The organism is Rhodoplanes roseus (assembly GCF_003258865.1).
GTDB lineage: Bacteria > Pseudomonadota > Alphaproteobacteria > Rhizobiales > Xanthobacteraceae > Rhodoplanes > Rhodoplanes roseus.
Map to the genome: position 1 here is coordinate 18,069 of NZ_NPEX01000039.1, position 16,152 is coordinate 34,220.

The window sequence follows — 16,152 nt, forward strand, 5'->3', positions numbered from 1 at the left end:
CTTTCTATGACCGAAACGCGCAGATTTGGTCGGGGGTGTGTCAACAAGCGGCAGTAGAAAGTCGTCAGCCGCGTCACAATTGCGCACTCCGCGCAAAAATCAAGCGTCGCGGATCAAACTGCGCATGTTTTACGACATATTCGGAACGCCAGGTCCAACGCGCATGCATGGCTCGCGGATCCGCGCCGCGAATCGTTCCATCTGCGGTCCGGGCAGCGGGCGCTGATCACAAGCTGTGCAGGGCGAGAGAATCGATACTGGCCGGCGCCGGGCCGGGAGAATATTGTTCCTCCCCCTGCGCCGGAGCCCCCATGACCGCGATCACCGATGTGCCTGCCGGAGTCGACGACCGGCTGGCTCGCCGCAACGCCCTCGTCCTCGCCGTCGCCCAGGCGCTGGCCGGGGGGAATACGGCCGTGGTGTTCGGCACCGCCGGGCTGGTCGGCACCATGCTGGCGCCGGACCAGGCCTACGCCACCGTGCCGGTGAGCACCTTCGTGCTCGGCCTGTGGACCGGAACGCTGCCGGTCGGCGCCATCGCCAAGCACTACGGACGGCTCGTCGCCTTCGAGATCGGCACGCTTCTGGGCCTGTTCGCCGGCCTGCTGTGCGGGACCGCCGTGATCACGGCGAGCTTTCCGCTGTTCTGCGCCGGCACGTTCTGCGGCGGCCTCTATGCGGCCGCCCACCAGTCCTACCGGTTCGCGGCCGCCGACACGGCGAGCGACGCGTTCAAGCCCAAGGCGGTGTCCTGGGTGCTGGCCGGCGGCGTCATGGCCGGCGTGTTCGGCCCGCAGCTGATCATCGCCACCAAGGACGTGCTGCCGCAATACGTCTTCGCCGCCAGCTACCTGGCGCAGTCGGTGGTGGCCGTGGTGGCGGCCCTGGTGCTGCTCCTGGTGCGCTTCCCGGACCCGCATGGCGGCGCGGCGCGGGTCGGCGGCCCGGCGCCGCGCCCGCTGGTGGTGATCTTCCGCCAGCCGCGGCTGGTGACGGCGGTGATCTGCGGCCTCGCCAGCTACGCCGCCATGAACCTGATGATGACGGCGGCGCCGGTCGCCATGATCGCGTGCAACCACTCGGTCACCGACGCGGCGCTCGGCCTGCAGTGGCACGTGATGGCGATGTACGCCCCGAGCTTCTTCACCGGCGGGCTGATCGCGCGGTTCGGCTGCGGCCGGGTGATCGCCGCCGGCCTGGCGCTGACCGCGGCGGCCGGGGCGGTCGGCTGGGCCGGCACGTCGCTGGCCCATTTCTGGCTCGCCCTGATCCTGCTCGGGGTCGGCTGGAACTTCGCCTTCGTCGGCGCCACCGCCCTGGTGACCGCCTGCCACACCCCGGCGGAGCGCAACAAGGTCCAGGCCGTGAACGACTTCTTCGTCTTCGGCGCGATGGCGATCGGCTCCTTCGCGTCGGGCCACATGCTGGCCCGGCACGGCTGGCCGCTGGTCACCGAGGTGGTGCTGGGGGCCGTGGTGACGACCGCCGCGCTGCTCGCCTGGATTGTGCTGGCCGGGCGCCTCCGCGCCGCGCCGCAGGCCTGATCGCGCCGGCTCGGTCGCCCGGGATCGGGCAGTTTCGATTGCGTCGCCATAGGCTTTTTGGCAATGTCCGCCGCGCGGAATTGCGGGCGGCCGGCATGGGGCGTCGGCCGTGACTTGCGCCCCCATCGGGGCTCTTCTGCCAGCGACACAATCGAGGGTCTTCAATGACAGCTTTGTGGGTCATCGTCCTTTGCGGGGCGTTTTCGATCGTCTACGCCGTCTGGGCGGTACGCTCCGTGTTGGCGGCGGACGCCGGCTCGGCCCGGATGCAGGAGATTTCAGCCGCCGTGCGCGAGGGCGCGCAGGCCTATCTCAAGCGCCAATACACTTACATCGGCATCGTCGGGGTGGTGATCTTCCTGCTTCTGGGCGTGTTCCTGGGCTGGCTGGTCGCGGTCGGCTTCGCCATCGGCGCGGTCCTGTCGGGGGCGGCCGGCTTCATCGGCATGAACGTCTCGGTGCGGGCCAATGTGCGCACCGCCCAGGCGGCGATCACGTCGCTGGCCGGCGGTCTCGACATGGCCTTCAAGGCGGGCGCCATCACGGGCCTGCTGGTCGCCGGCCTGGCGCTGCTCGGCGTCACCGTCTATTTCGGCTTCCTGACCGGCACCATGCACTTCGCCGCCAGTGACCGCGTCGTCATCGACGCGCTGGTGGCGCTCGGCTTCGGCGCCTCGCTGATCTCGATCTTCGCCCGTCTCGGCGGCGGCATCTTCACCAAGGGTGCGGACGTCGGCGGCGACATGGTCGGCAAGGTCGAGGCCGGCATCCCGGAGGACGACCCGCGCAACCCGGCCACCATCGCCGACAACGTGGGCGACAATGTCGGCGACTGCGCCGGCATGGCGGCCGACCTGTTCGAGACCTATGCGGTGACCACCGTCGCCACCATGGTGCTGGCCGCGATCTTCTTCCGCGGCACGCCGCTGCTGATGCCGATGATGACGCTGCCGCTCGGCATCGGCGGCCTGTGCATCATCACCTCGATCATCGGCACCTTCTTCGTGAAGCTGCCGGCGAACGAGTCGATCATGGGCGCCCTCTATCGCGGCTTCATCGCCACCGCGATCCTGTCGCTGGTCGGCATCGCCGGCGTCGTCGCGCTGCTGATCGGCTTCGGCCCGCTGCAGGGCGTCGGCTACTCGGGCTGGCACCTCTATCTCTGCGGCATCACCGGCCTGGCCGTCACCGGCCTGATCGTGTGGATCACCGAGTACTACACCGGCACCGACTTCCGCCCGGTGCAGACCATCGCGAAAGCGTCGGTGACGGGTCACGGCACCAACATCATCCAGGGCCTCGCGGTGTCGCTCGAGTCGACCGCGATGCCCACCATCGTGATCATCGCCGGCATCCTGATCACCTACGGCCTCGCCGGCCTGTTCGGCATCGCCATCGGCGTCACCACCATGCTGGCGCTGGCCGGCTTCGTGGTCGCGCTCGACGCCTTCGGCCCGGTGACCGACAACGCCGGCGGCATCGCCGAGATGGCGGGCCTGCCCAAGGAGGTGCGCAAGTCGACCGATGCGCTCGACGCGGTCGGCAACACCACCAAGGCGGTCACCAAGGGCTACGCGATCGGCTCCGCCGGCCTCGGCGCCCTGGTGCTGTTCGCCGCCTACAACGAGGACCTGAAGTACTTCATCGCCAACTCGGCGACGCATCCGTACTTCGCCGGCGTCAATCTCGACTTCGCCCTGACCAACCCCTACGTCGTCGTCGGCCTGCTGTTCGGCGGCCTGCTGCCGTACCTGTTCGGCGCGATGGGCATGATGGCGGTCGGCCGTGCCGCCTCGGCGATCGTCGAGGAGGTGCGTCGCCAGTTCCACGAGCGTCCCGGCATCATGAAGGGCACCGAGAAGCCCGACTACGGCCGCGCCGTCGACCTGCTGACCAAGGCCGCCATCAAGGAGATGGTTATCCCGTCGCTGCTGCCGGTGCTGTCGCCGATCGTCGTCTACTTCGCGATCTACGTGATCGCCGGGGGCGGCGCGGCCGGCAAGTCGGCGGCCTTCTCGGCGGTCGGCGCGATGCTCCTGGGCGTGATCGTCACCGGCCTGTTCGTCGCCATCTCGATGACGTCGGGCGGCGGCGCCTGGGACAACGCCAAGAAGTACATCGAGGACGGCAACTACGGCGGCAAGGGCTCCGAGGCCCACAAGGCTTCGGTGACCGGCGACACCGTCGGCGACCCCTACAAGGACACGGCGGGTCCCGCCGTGAACCCGATGATCAAGATCACCAACATCGTGGCGCTGCTGCTCCTGGCCATCCTGGCGCACTGAGCCGCGATACGGTTCGACGAGACGAAGCCCCGCGGTGCGAGCCGCGGGGCTTTTTCGTTAGTGGGGCGGGGCGCCGGCAGATGAGTCCGGCCTGGCGGCATCTCGCGTTCCTGGTCATGGCCGGGCTCGTCCCGGCCATCCACGATCTTGCTTTGCGATGGCATCCGAGACGTGGATAGCCGCGACAAGCGCGGCCATGACGGGTCGGAGTTCGTGACGTTCGAAACTACGCCGTGGCGCGGAAGGCGGCGGCGAGCAGTTTCAGGACGGCGCGCGCCTCGCGGTCGGATGTGGTCGCATGGAGCGCCACCTTGCGGCGGGGCAGCTTCGGAAGGCCGAGCGCCGGGCCGTGGTCGATGGTGCCGGCCGGCGCGACGCGGCGGGCGAGTGCGGCCACCGCGAGGCCGGCCGCGACTGCCGCCCCGATGGTCGCGACGCCGCCGCCGACGAACACCTCGGTCCAGGGGATGCCGGCCTCGGTCAGCGCCCGGACCGCCATCACCCGCACGCTGCACGGCTCCGCCTGGGCGGCGAGCCGCAGCGGCTCGCCGGGCCGGCGGACGAAATCCGGCGCGCCGATCCAGCCGAATTCATCCTCGAGCAGGATCTCGCCGCCGCGGCGGCCGTCGTCGTGCTGCAGCACCACGGCCGCGTCGACGATTCCGCGATCGAGCTCCACCAGCACGTCGGTCGAGGAGGCGATGCGCATCTCCAGGACCACGCCGGGCGCCGTCTCTCCGAGGCGGCGGAGCAGCCGCGGCAGCTCGGCACCGATCACGTGATGGCTGATGCCGATCACCAGGCGTCGTGCCGCCGGCGCGAAGGCGCCGACCGCCGTCTCGTGGGCGGCGACGAGATTGCGGGCCGGCTCCAGGAACGCCTGTCCGTCGGCCGAGAGCCGCACCAGCCGCGGCGTGCGCTCGACCAGGCGGCGGCCGAGCCGCTCCTCTAGCCGCTTGAGCTTGAGGCTGACGGCCGATTGGGTCGTGTCCAGCGCCTCGGCCGCGCGGGTGAAGCTCTTGAGGTCGGCGATCAGCACGAAGGTGCGGATCGTGTCGATGTCGAGCGGGGCGGCGGTCATCATTGCAGTCCGTAATCATAGAAATGCTGATGCATTCCGTTCCAAAATCATACACGCGGCGATAGCCTCCTGTCACCCGCTCGTCCGGGCGGTCCTGAACACGGAGACACGACCATGCCGCTGACCCGCATCTCGCTTCGCAAGGGCAAGCCCGCCGCCTATCGCAAGGCGATCCGCGACGGTCTCTACGCCGCCATGCGCGAGACCTACACGGTCCCGGAGGGCGACCGCTTCATGCTGGTGAGCGAGCACGACCCCGAGGACTTCGATTACGGCCCCGACTATTTCGGGATCCACCGCAGCGACGACCTCGTGATCATCCAGCTCACCGTCAGCAACACCCGCAGCTTCGCCCAGAAGCAGGCGCTGTTCCGGCGGATCGTCGAGCTCCTGGGGGAGAGCCCGGGCGTGCGGCCCGAGGACGTGTTCATCAACCTGGTCGAGGTGGTGAAGGAGAACTGGTCGTTCGGCTACGGCGACGCGCAATACGCCGACCCGGTCCCGCAGGAGTCGTGATCCGGGGGCGCAGCGTTCGTCAGCTCGGTCTGGGGAGCTGCGTCGCCGCCTCCAGGGCGGCGGAGAGATTCGACTTCACCACGGCGAGGCCGTCACCAAGCCTGCCCTGTTGTTCGGCCGTGAGCCCCTTGAGCATCTCGGTCCGGGTCGCGAGGATGACTTCGGTCACCTGGGTGATCAAGGGCCGGGCCTGCTCGGTCAGATGCACGTGCCAGAAGCGGCGGTCGTTCGCCATCGGTCGGCGTTCGACCAGACCGCTCGCCTCGACATGATCGATCAGCCGGCCGACGGTCGATTTCTCGATCTCCAGCTCGTCGGCCAGTTCCGACTGCGACAGGCCGTCCCGGCTGGCGAGCATCGCCAGCACGGCCCATTGCGCGCGCGTCAGGCCGAACGGCTGCAGCCGGCGGTCGATCACCTTACGGAGCAACCGTGCGGCGTCGCCGAGCAGGAAACCCAGGCCCTTGTCGTCCTCGTGGATGATCATCGGTCGGTTCCTGAGTACAGCGGCGCGGCTCCGGCCGGCAAGGCCCGATCCACCAGTCGCCGCGGGCTCGTGATGGCATTCGCCAAGCATATAGTAAGCAAGCCAACGGTTGCGACGCGGATCAATTCCTGCCTGCCGCAATGGTTAGTCTGTCCATACAGGCGAGATTTGCTGCTTCAGCGGTGAGAGGAGGTCTTTACTATTGAAGTATTACAACAGAAGGGTATCCATCGATTTGGAGATCGTAATGTATTGTCATGTTAAAACGCGGCATGTCATAGACATAAATCAAAGAATAAGGGGTTCGCGTTCTGCATGATGCCGTCGATTGCTCGATCGGCGGGATGCTCGCCGGGAACTCGAAGGGAGAGATCAATGGACGCCGTCACGACCAGCCCGACGATCAACGTCAAGCTGCGCACCTGGGTCGACGAGATGGCGGCCCTGTGCAAGCCCGATCAGGTCGTCTGGGTGGACGGCACGCAGGAGGAGTACGACCGGCTGTGCGACATGATGGTGGCGGCCGGCACCTTCATCCGCCTCGACCCCGCGAAGCGGCCGAACTCGTTCCTGGCCCGCTCGCACCCGTCCGACGTGGGCCGGGTGGAGGACCGGACGTTCATCTGCTCCGTCAACAAGGATGACGCCGGTCCGACCAACAACTGGAGGCCGCCGGCGGAGATGCGGGCGACCCTGCGGGGGCTGTTCGACGGCTGCATGGCCGGTCGCGCCATGTATGTGATCCCGTTCAGCATGGGGCCGATCGGCTCGCCGATCGCCAAGGTCGGCGTACAGATCACCGACAGTCCCTATGTCGTGGTCAACATGCGGATCATGACCCGCATGGGCACGGCCGTGCTCGACGCGCTCGGCCCCGACGGCAGCTTCATCCCGTGCATGCATTCGGTCGGCGCGCCGCTCGCGCCTGGCCAGCAGGACGTGCCGTGGCCGTGCGACGGCGACATCAACCGCAAGTACATCGTGCATTTCCCGGAGACCTACGAGATCTGGTCCTACGGTTCCGGATACGGCGGCAACGCGCTGCTCGGAAAGAAGTGCCTGGCGCTGCGGATCGCGTCGGTGATGGCGCGCGACGAGGGCTGGCTCGCCGAGCACATGCTGATCATGGGCATCCAGGCGCCGAGCGGCGAGAAGACCTATCTGGGGGCGGCGTTCCCGAGCGCCTGCGGCAAGACCAACCTCGCCATGCTGGTCCCGCCGAAGGAGTTCGACGGCTGGAAGGTGCTGACCGTCGGTGACGACATCGCCTGGATCAAGAAGGGTCCGGACGGCACGCTGCGGGCGATCAATCCGGAATCGGGGTTCTTCGGCGTCGCGCCGGGAACCAACACCAAGTCGAACCCGAACGCGATGAAGACGATCGAGAAGAACACGATCTTCACCAACTGCGCGCTCACCGACGACGGCGACGTCTGGTGGGAGGGCATGACCGACCAGCCGCCGGCCCATCTGATCGACTGGAAGGGCGAGGACTGGACGCCGGGCTGCGGCCGCCCCGCCGCGCATCCGAACGCGCGTTTCACGGCACCGGCCGGCCAGTGCCCGTCGATCGATCCGGCTTGGGAGGACCCGGCCGGCGTGCCGATCAGCGGCTTCGTCTTCGGCGGCCGCATGAGCAAGGAGATGCCGCTGGTGTTCCAGGCGTTCAACTGGAGTCACGGCGTCTATCTCGCGGCCACCATGGGCTCGGAGGCCACCGCCGCGGCGATCGGCCAGGCGGCCATGCGGCGCGATCCGATGGCGATGCTGCCGTTCTGCGGGTACAACATGGCCGACTATTTCGGCCACTGGCTCAATGTCGGGCGCAAGGTGCCGAACCCGCCGCGCATCTTCCGGGTCAACTGGTTCCGCAAGGACGAGAACGGCAAGTTCCTGTGGCCGGGCTTCGGCGAGAACATGCGGGTGCTGAAATGGATCGTCGATCGCCTGCACGGCCGCGGCTACGCGGTGGAGAGCCCGATCGGCTGGATGCCGCGGCACGAGGACCTCGAATGGAAGGGCCTCGATTATCCGGCCGACACCTTCTACGCGCTGATGGCGGTCGGCCGCGAGGAGGGCGCCAAGGAAGCGCACGCCCACGAGGAGCAGTTCGACAGGTTCTTCGACCGGCTGCCGAAGGAGTTCATCTTCGAACGTGAGCTGCTGCGATCGCGACTGTGGCGTTCGCCCGATCGCTGGGAGCTGGCGCACGAGGACGTGGTCCGGCCGGAGGTCTGAGCCGCGGCCGAACGATCATGCGACGACGCCCCGCGGCGTGCGCCGCGGGGCGTCCTTGTCGCGGTCTCGGGCCCGGCGACGAGAGAGGCCGGTCTGCGGCCGACGCCAGGGCCGCGCCCGACCCGTCGAGGAGCTCATGCTGAACAGGCTCGAAGCGTGGGCCCGCTCGCTCCGCCGCGAGGCGCATGCCCTCTACATCGCGGCGCGCCACCCGCGGACGCCCTGGTACGCCAAGGTGTTGGCGGTCGCGATCGCGGCTTACGCGCTGTCTCCGATCGACCTGATCCCCGATTTCATTCCGGTTCTCGGGCTGGTCGACGAACTGCTGCTTCTGCCTGCCGCGATCGCGGGCGTGCTGAGCCTCGTGCCCGTCGACGTGATCGAGGAAAGCCGGGCGCGAGCGGCTGCAGAATCCGAGCGCCCGCGCGGCTGGGCTGGTGCGGCGATCGTCGTCGCCGTCTGGGCCGCCATCGTCGGCGGGGCCGCTTGGGTGGCCTACGGCTGGTACCGGTCCTGACCGGTCGCGGCGCGAGTCGCGGCCGGCCCGCCGCCGACGCTGTGATGGCCCGTTCGGTCAGGCCCGGCGCTCAGAACCACTTCAGGGCCTTGAACAGGTAGCTGACGTAGTTCAGCTCCTGGCCGGTGGTCGGGGTGCTGCGGCTGACGAAGTCGAAGATGCGGCCGTCCTTGATGCCGTAATTGGCGAGGCGCTCGACCTTCTTGTTGCGGTCGAAATAGACGGCGATGACGCGGCGGTCCACCTCGGTCTGCGGCAGGAACGAGGTCTGCTCGGCGCGCTGCGAGATGTAATAAAACACCTCGCCCGAGACGGTCGCGACGGTCGACGGAGTGCCGAGCACGATCAGCACCTGCTCCTGCGAGGCGCCGAGCGGAATCTGCTCGAGCGCGCCCTCCGGAACGATGTAGCCGCGCTGATAGGTCTGGGTGATGCAGCCGCCGAGCAGGAGCCCGATGGCGAGCACGGCGGCGATCGCCCTTCGCGAGGGCCGGCCGGTCCGCTGGCTGATCGTCTGACGCACGTTCTTCCCCCTTGCCCCGCGGCGGCGTAACGCGCGCCGGCGCCGTTCGGCAACCGCACGTCGTCCCGCGCGAGACCGCCCCCTGCGGGTCCCTCGCCAATGCCCCGTCTTCGGGCCGCACCATTGTCGCCCTCTATGGCGCGATCGTGGCATATCGGTCGCTTCGGGCCCATATCTGGACCCGCCCCGGCGATTGGCCGAGTCGTCCACCGGGGCGTGGACCGGAGTTCGTGTGAAAGGAGTGTCGCCATGCCGAAGCCGGATCGCCCCTGGAGCGTGCCCGTGCGGGCCGACGAGGTGCCGGAGAACGGCCTCGCCAGGACCCTGACCGCGGACGCGGGGGTGCGCGACGAGATCGCCCGCCTCGGCGGTCTGACGGCGCTTCCGCGACTCGCGGCGGAGTTCGAGGTGACGCGTCACGGCAAGGGTCTGCGGGTCGCCGGCACCGTCACGGCCACGGCCGGCCAGACCTGCGTCGTCACCCTGGAGCCGATGGAGAGCGAGATCGTCGAGCCGGTCGACCTCGTGTTCAGCCCGGACGTCCCTGCCGAGGAGCCGGGCCTGCCGCGCGATCCGGATGCACCGGACCCGCCGGAGCCGCTGGTCGGCGGCAGCGTCGATCTCGGGGCGATCGCCACCGAGTTCATGCTTCTCGGGATCGATCCGTACCCCCGCAAGCCCGATGCGGCCTTCGAGGCGCCCGACGCCGGGGCGGCGGATCCGGGGCCCTTCGCGGCGCTGGCGGCCCTGAAGGACAAGGGCGGAGCCGGCCGAGCGTGATCGCCGGGGGCAATTCCGTATCGGTGATTTAAGCGATTGTCACCGGGCGCGGACAGGGTATTGTCGCCGCCTCTTCAACCCAGCGACTGGTCCGCGTTCGGCCGGTCAGAGGCGCGGTTGCGCGCCGCCCGCCAACGTCGGTTCATGTCTCAGAAGGTTCGAATTGCGCTCGACGCCATGGGGGGGGACCACGGGGCCGCGGTAGTGATCGCCGGCGCCGAGATCTCCTTGACCCGGCATCCCGACACCAGCTTCGTGCTGTTCGGCGACGAGGCCCTTCTCGGGCCTCTCCTCGACGCGCGGCCGGCCCTCAAGGCCGCCTGCCGCGTCGTCCATACCGACGTCTTCGTGAAGATGGACGAGAAGCCGAGCCAGGCGCTCCGCCACGGCCGCTGGCGCTCGTCCATGTGGCTCGCCATCGACGCCGTGAAGAAGGGCGAGGCCGACGTCACGGTCTCGGCCGGCAACACCGGCGCGCTGATGGCGATGTCGAAGTTCCACCTGCGGATGATGCCGGGTGTGTCGCGGCCGGCGATCGCCTGCCTGTGGCCGACGCTGCGCGGCGAATCGATCGTGCTCGACGTCGGCGCCTCGATCGGCGCGGACGTCCAGCACCTGGTGCAGCTCGCCATCATGGGCAGCGCCATGGCGAGCGTCGTGTTCGACCTCGAGCGGCCGACCGTCGGCCTGCTCAATGTCGGGGTCGAGGAGGTCAAGGGGCTGGAGGAGATTCGCGGCGCCAGCCAGGCGATCCGCGGGCTCGCCTGCAGCCACATGGACTTCAAGGGCTTCGTCGAGGGCGACGACATCGGGGCCGGCACCGTGGACGTGGTCGTCACCGAGGGCTTCACCGGCAACATCGCCTTGAAGACGGCGGAGGGGACGGCTAAACAGCTCGCGTCGTATCTCAAGAGCGCGATGAGCCGGACCCTCGCGGCCAAGATCGGCTACCTGTTCGCACGACAGGCCTTCAAGACCCTCAAGGACAAAATGGACCCGCGCAAGGTCAATGGCGGCGTCTTCCTCGGCCTCAACGGCGTGGTGATCAAGAGCCATGGCGGCACCGACGCGGAAGGGTTCGCGGCGGCCGTCGACCTCGGCTACGACATGGCGCGCTACGAGCTGCTGGCGAAGATCCGTCGGACGCTCGGGCAAGCGGCGCCCCCCGTGGCTGCCGGAGAGGTAGCGTCGTGAGCATCACCCGTTCGATCGTCCGCGGCTGCGGCAGCTATCTTCCGGCCCGGACGCTCACCAATGCCGAGCTGGCCGCCATGGTCGACACCAGCGACGACTGGATCGTTCAGCGCACCGGCATCCGCGAACGTCACATCGCCGCCGCCGGCGAGGTCACGTCGGATCTCGCCGTGCACGCCGCCGAGCAGGCGCTCTCCGCCGCCGGCCTGGAGGCGCAGGCGATCGACCTGATCGTGCTCGCGACGGCGACGCCCGATCACACGTTTCCGGCCAGCGCCGTCACGGTGCAGGCGAAGCTCGGCATCACGGGCGGCGCCGCCTTCGACGTGCAGGCGGTCTGCTCGGGCTTCGTGTTCGCGCTCGCCACGGCCGACAGCATGCTGCGGACCGGCGGCTTCAAGCGCGCTCTGGTGATCGGCTCGGAGACCTTCTCGCGCATCCTCGACTGGAAGGACCGCACGACCTGCGTGATCTTCGGCGACGGCGCCGGCGCCGTCGTGCTGGAGGCGGGCGAGCAGCCCGGCACCATCCAGGACCGTGGCGTGCTGGGCGCCCGGCTGCGCTCGGACGGCCGCCACAAGGACAAGCTCTATGTGGACGGCGGGCCCTCGACGACGGGGACCTCCGGCTATCTCCGCATGGAAGGCAAGGAGGTCTTCCGCCACGCCGTGACGATGATCACGAGCGCGGTCGAGGACGTGCTGGAGGCGACCGGCACCAAGGCCTCCGACATCGACTGGTTCGTGCCGCACCAGGCCAACCAGCGCATCATCGACGGCTGCGCCCACAAGCTCGGCGTCGGTCGCGAGAAGATCGTGTCGACGGTGGCGATCCACGGCAACACGTCGGCCGCCTCGATCCCGCTCGCCCTGCACACCGCCGTCGCCGACGGCCGCATCAAGCCGGGCGATCTCGTGATGATCGAGGCGATGGGCGGCGGCTTCACCTGGGGCGCCGCACTGATCCGCTGGTGACGGGACGGCCGGTTCGGCCGTCTCCAGGCACGATTCGACGGGCCATTGCGGTGCCCGTCCGGGCGCGGCTTCGGCGCCCCGGCTGTGCCGCGCCCGGCGCCATAGCCCATGTTCAAATCTTTTGTCGCGGCGCAAAGCCCCGGTTGACCCCGGCGGCTCAAGCTCATATCGTTGTAAATTCAGTGACATATAAAAGTCTATGGGTAGGCGCTGGGGCCACATGAGCGCGAAGACAGTAACTCGGGCGGACCTGTGCGAGGCCGTCTATCAAAGGCTGGGACTTTCCCGCACCGAATCGGCGGCTCTGGTCGAGCTGGTGCTCAAGGAGATCACGGACTGCCTGGAACGAGGCGAGACCGTGAAGCTCTCCTCGTTCGGGTCTTTCGTTGTCCGCAAGAAGGGACAGCGAATCGGGCGCAATCCGAAGACCGGCAAGGAAGTGCCGATCTCGCCGCGGCGCGTGATGGTGTTCAAGCCGTCCGCCATTCTCAAGCAGCGGATCAACGCGGACGGCGTCGACGCCTGACGGCGTGCGCGGCGGGGGGACGGCCGTGAACAAGGCGCCGGAAGCGTTCCGCACCATCAGCGAGGTCGCCGAGGAGCTCGAGCTGCCGCAGCACGTTCTGCGGTTCTGGGAGAGCCGATTCCCTCAGGTCCGGCCGATGAAGCGCGGTGGCGGACGGCGCTACTATCGCCCCGACGACGTCGATCTCCTGCGCGGCATCCGGCATCTCCTCTACGGCGAGGGCTACACGATCCGCGGCGTGCAGCGGATCCTGCGCGAGCAGGGCGGCCGGTTCGTCCAGACCGTGTGGCAGGACGGCGCGCCGCAGCCGGAGCGCATTCCCGAGCTCGACGCCGAGGACCACGACGCCGAGGACGGCATCGCGGTGGCCGTGGTCGATGCAGCCGAGGGGGCCGAGGAGGCCGAGTCGCCGGCGTCCGCGGCGCCGCCGATCGGCCCGGCGCGCCAGCCCGCGCCCGACACCGATCCTTACGGCCGGCGTGAGCCCTCCTTCGGTCCGGTCCAGGCGCCGCCGCCGCGTCCGGCGCCTCCCGTCGCTCCCGTCGTCGTCGCGCCGGCTCCCGTCCGCGAGTCGTTGGTCCGCGAGTCGTTCGTCCGCGACACGGTCGTCCGCGATGCGGTCGTCCCGGAGCCGGCGGCGCGGGACGGCGAGGCCGCATCCGAGCCGGCCGCGCCACGCGAGCCGATCCTGGTCGAGCGGGCCGCGCCGGCGCCCGTGGTGATCCAGGGCCTGACGGACGCCGATCGCGAACGCCTGGGCGCCGTGCTGAGCGAGCTCGAGGCGTGCCGCCACCGCCTGACCGAGGCGCTGGCGGAGCCGGAGCAGGCCCCTTAGAAGGGGTGCGCGCCGCCGGCCTGCTGGTCGGACACGAGGCGCCGGCCGGAAACCTCCCGGCGCGAACCCGACCGACCTGAATGACCGACCGGACCTACGCGTACCGCGCGCATCCCTTCACGTCCGAGAAGATCTTCCGTCTGGCGCCCGAGGGGCTGGCCTGGGACGACCGTGGCCGCGCCGGCGCGCTCGCCTTTGCGGACGTGACCGCCGTCAAGATTCATCTCGAACGGATCCCGGGCGCGTCGGCGAGCTACTGGGCCTGCGTGCTGTATCGCCGCGGCGGCCGGGTGAAGCTGGGTGCGGCGCATCGCACCGGCCTGCGCGCCGTCGAGGACCGCTCCGCCGACTATCTGCCCTTCGTGCAGGAGCTCATGGCGCGGCTCGATGCGGCGCGCCCCGGGCTGCCGCGCCTGGAGCACCGGAGCCTGCTGGCCGAGGTCGAGGCGGGCGTCGGGGCCGTCGGCGTCGGGGTGCTCCGGCTGTTGCAGCGATTCGACCTCGGCCGGTCCGCCGCCGCGGCCGGCTGGCTCCTGCGAAAGATCGGGCCGCGCCTGAAAGGCCACCGGGTCGCCGGGCAGCAGCTCGCCATGGTGTTTCCGGAGATGAGCGAGGCCGAGCGCGAGACGGTGCTGGCCGGCATGTGGGACAATTTCGGCCGGCTGTTCGTCGAGTACGCCCATCTCGACCGGCTGTGGGACTACGACTGGCGCGATCCGCGGCCGGGCGGGCGCATCGAGGTCGATGCGGCGACGCGCGCCGCGCTGCTGCGCCTGCGCGACACCACCGGGCCGGTGATGTTCTTCACCGGCCATCTCGCCAACTGGGAGATCGTGCCGCTCGGCGCCAGGACCATCGGCCACGAGATCTCGGTGGTGTTCCGGGCCCCGCGCATCGGCCCCTTCGTGCGCGAGATGGTGCGGGCCCGCGAGGCGGGCGGCAGCCACGTCATCGCGGCCGGCCCCGACACGCCGCTGCGCATCCGCGAGGCGCTGCGGCGCGACCATTTCGTCGGCATGCTGGTCGACCAGCATTACGCGCGGGGAATCGACGTCATGTTCTTCGGGCGGACCTGCAAGGTGAACCCGATGCTGGGGCGCTTCGCCCGCATGGTCGAATGCCCGATCTACGGGGCCAGGGCCGTGCGGCTGCCGAACGAGCGGTTCCGCTTCGAGCTGGTGGGGCCGATCGAGCCGCCGCGCGACGCCGACGGCAAGATCGACGTCGACGCCACCATGCAGACCATCACGGGCGTGATCGAGGGCTGGGTGCGCGAGCATCCCGAGCAGTGGCTGTGGCTGCACCGCCGCTGGCGGTGAGCTGCGGCTGTCGGCGACGCGCGGCCTAGTGCGCGGTCAGGACCGGGATCTCGGCATAGGTGAGGATGTGGCGGGTGGTGCCGCCGAAGATCATCTGGCGCAGCCGGCTCTGGGTGTAGGCGCCCTTGACGATCAGGTCGCAGCCGAGCCGCTGGGCGTGGTCGAGAATGGTCGCGCCGGCGGTGCGGTTGTCGCCGCCCTTGACGGTGACGAGCGCGGTCTTGATCCCGTGCAGGGCCAGGTTGGCGGCGAGCTGCTCGGCCGACGGCCCTTGAACCACGGCGCCCTCGACGGTGAGGATCGTGACCTGGTCGGCGCGGGCCAGGAACGGCATCGCGAAGGCGGTGGCGCGGGCCTGCTCGGTCGAGCAGTTCCAGGCGACCAGAACGTGGCGGCCGACGGTCGCGGACGGCTTCGGCGGCGCCAGCAGCACCGGGCGGCCGCTCTCGAACAGGCCGGCCTCGAACGTGCTCATGTGCGGGCCCTGCGGATCGTTGCTCGGTCGGCCCATCACGATCAGGTCGAAGATGCGTCCATAATTGCCGACGAAGTTGTCGCCCTCCGGGGCGTCGTCGAGCCAGGCCCAGCTCGGCGCCGTCTGCGGCGGCCGCGGCGTGCCGGGCGGCGTCGCGGCCGGGACGTTCTGGTCGCGCATGAACTTCTCGAACAGGTCGCGCGACAGGCGGGCCGCCTCGGCGTTCTCCTCCTCGAAGAAGGCGAGCGAGGCCGACGGCGCGACGTCCATGGCGACGACGGTCGGCACCGAGACCCGGACCGCGAAGCCCTCGATGCGACTGCCGAACGTCTTCGAGACGGTGAGGGCGGTCGAGAGCGTCGACCACATCGAATCGTTCGGCTCGGTCGGGACGAGAAGCGATTTCATGGGGGCGCGGCCCTCTTCTGGCCAGTTGCGAACGAGATGGTCGATCGCATTCGGTGATGCACGGGGCGTGCCTGAAACGCGATCGATGCACGACACGAATAGGATGGAACACCGGCCTCTGTCGAGCGTGCCGGAGCGTGGTCGCGGGGCCGGATCGCCCTGCGACGGCGGGTGTGCCCGCGGTTGCCGGCCCCTCGCGCTGCCGTCAACTTTTGCGCGCGTCCGGACCGGCGGAGCGGCGGCGAGGGCGGACGTGATCCATCACCCCCACGCAGGCGCTACTGGATGCACCGAGCTCGGGACCGCCGGGGAGCTCGAAGCGCCGCGAGGTCGTCGCGTCATCGCCGAGCTCGACACCAGGGGGCGCTGATGCGAGCCCGCAGCACGAAACTGTTCGTACAGCTCACCACTTACATTGTAGTATTGATAAATGCCGCCATTCAGAAATTC

Annotated in this window: 16 protein-coding genes; 11 read left to right on the plus strand and 5 right to left on the minus strand. The window is 69.3% G+C overall.

Features of this window, described 5'->3' with window-relative positions:
- The first annotated feature begins 311 nt into the window (after window positions 1-311).
- Window positions 312-1,544: an MFS transporter gene (locus tag CH341_RS08285; RefSeq protein ID WP_111418562.1), complete on the plus strand. Its 1,233-nt coding sequence runs from the start codon at window positions 312-314 to the stop codon at window positions 1,542-1,544.
- A gap of 164 nt (window positions 1,545-1,708) precedes the next feature.
- Window positions 1,709-3,829, plus strand: coding sequence for a sodium-translocating pyrophosphatase (locus CH341_RS08290; protein ID WP_111418563.1), 2,121 nt, complete (start codon window positions 1,709-1,711; stop codon window positions 3,827-3,829).
- Between the two features lie 226 nt (window positions 3,830-4,055).
- On the opposite strand, the gene CH341_RS08295 is transcribed toward CH341_RS08290, so the two are convergent.
- Window positions 4,056-4,910: a LysR family transcriptional regulator gene (locus tag CH341_RS08295; RefSeq protein WP_111418581.1), complete on the minus strand. Its 855-nt coding sequence runs from the start codon at window positions 4,908-4,910 to the stop codon at window positions 4,056-4,058.
- Between the two features lie 114 nt (window positions 4,911-5,024).
- On the opposite strand from CH341_RS08295, the gene CH341_RS08300 reads away from it, so the two are divergent.
- Complete coding sequence (locus CH341_RS08300; RefSeq protein WP_111418564.1) at window positions 5,025-5,426, plus strand: tautomerase family protein; 402 nt, start codon at window positions 5,025-5,027, stop codon at window positions 5,424-5,426.
- Between the two features lie 19 nt (window positions 5,427-5,445).
- On the opposite strand, the gene CH341_RS08305 is transcribed toward CH341_RS08300, so the two are convergent.
- The gene (locus CH341_RS08305) at window positions 5,446-5,913 is read right to left on the minus strand and encodes a MarR family winged helix-turn-helix transcriptional regulator (RefSeq protein WP_170149528.1); all 468 of its coding nucleotides are present in this window, start codon (window positions 5,911-5,913) and stop codon (window positions 5,446-5,448) included.
- A 375-nt stretch (window positions 5,914-6,288) separates the two neighbouring features.
- Between CH341_RS08305 and CH341_RS08310 the strand changes: the two genes are divergently transcribed.
- Window positions 6,289-8,151 (plus strand): phosphoenolpyruvate carboxykinase (GTP), encoded by a 1,863-nt coding sequence (locus tag CH341_RS08310; RefSeq protein ID WP_111418566.1) that lies wholly within the window; start codon window positions 6,289-6,291, stop codon window positions 8,149-8,151.
- Window positions 8,152-8,287: 136 nt separating this feature from the next.
- Window positions 8,288-8,668 carry a YkvA family protein gene (locus CH341_RS08315; protein ID WP_111418567.1) on the plus strand — a complete coding sequence of 127 codons (381 nt, stop codon included), beginning with the start codon at window positions 8,288-8,290 and terminating at the stop codon, window positions 8,666-8,668.
- Between the two features lie 70 nt (window positions 8,669-8,738).
- Here the strand turns inward: CH341_RS08315 and CH341_RS08320 are convergent, their stop codons facing one another.
- A complete protein-coding gene (locus CH341_RS08320) occupies window positions 8,739-9,191 on the minus strand; it encodes an outer membrane protein assembly factor BamE (RefSeq protein WP_111418568.1) in 453 nt (150 codons plus the stop codon).
- A gap of 249 nt (window positions 9,192-9,440) precedes the next feature.
- Here CH341_RS08320 and CH341_RS08325 point away from each other — a divergent pair, with 249 nt between their 5' ends.
- From CH341_RS08325 to CH341_RS08350, 6 genes are all read left to right on the plus strand, one after another.
- Entirely contained in the window at window positions 9,441-9,971 is a 531-nt protein-coding gene (locus tag CH341_RS08325) for a YceD family protein (protein WP_111418569.1), read from the plus strand.
- Window positions 9,972-10,115: 144 nt separating this feature from the next.
- Window positions 10,116-11,165, plus strand: a complete 1,050-nt coding sequence (plsX, locus tag CH341_RS08330) for a phosphate acyltransferase PlsX (protein ID WP_111418570.1) — start codon at window positions 10,116-10,118, stop codon at window positions 11,163-11,165.
- The gene (locus CH341_RS08335; protein ID WP_111418571.1) at window positions 11,162-12,139 is read left to right on the plus strand and encodes a beta-ketoacyl-ACP synthase III; all 978 of its coding nucleotides are present in this window, start codon (window positions 11,162-11,164) and stop codon (window positions 12,137-12,139) included. The genes plsX and CH341_RS08335 overlap by 4 nt, the downstream gene beginning before the upstream one ends.
- Window positions 12,140-12,359: 220 nt before the next feature.
- On the plus strand, window positions 12,360-12,665 hold the full coding sequence (locus CH341_RS08340; RefSeq protein ID WP_111418572.1) for an integration host factor subunit alpha: 306 nt from the start codon (window positions 12,360-12,362) through the stop codon (window positions 12,663-12,665).
- A gap of 25 nt (window positions 12,666-12,690) precedes the next feature.
- A complete protein-coding gene (locus CH341_RS36380; RefSeq protein ID WP_425376155.1) occupies window positions 12,691-13,500 on the plus strand; it encodes a MerR family transcriptional regulator in 810 nt (269 codons plus the stop codon).
- Between the two features lie 80 nt (window positions 13,501-13,580).
- Window positions 13,581-14,819 (plus strand): lipid A biosynthesis lauroyl acyltransferase, encoded by a 1,239-nt coding sequence (locus CH341_RS08350; protein ID WP_111418573.1) that lies wholly within the window; start codon window positions 13,581-13,583, stop codon window positions 14,817-14,819.
- A gap of 25 nt (window positions 14,820-14,844) precedes the next feature.
- Here the strand turns inward: CH341_RS08350 and CH341_RS08355 are convergent, their stop codons facing one another.
- Entirely contained in the window at window positions 14,845-15,702 is an 858-nt protein-coding gene (locus CH341_RS08355; protein ID WP_111418574.1) for a universal stress protein, read from the minus strand.
- A 261-nt stretch (window positions 15,703-15,963) separates the two neighbouring features.
- Complete coding sequence (locus CH341_RS36385; protein WP_425376156.1) at window positions 15,964-16,146, minus strand: hypothetical protein; 183 nt, start codon at window positions 16,144-16,146, stop codon at window positions 15,964-15,966.
- Window positions 16,147-16,152 lie beyond the last annotated feature (6 nt).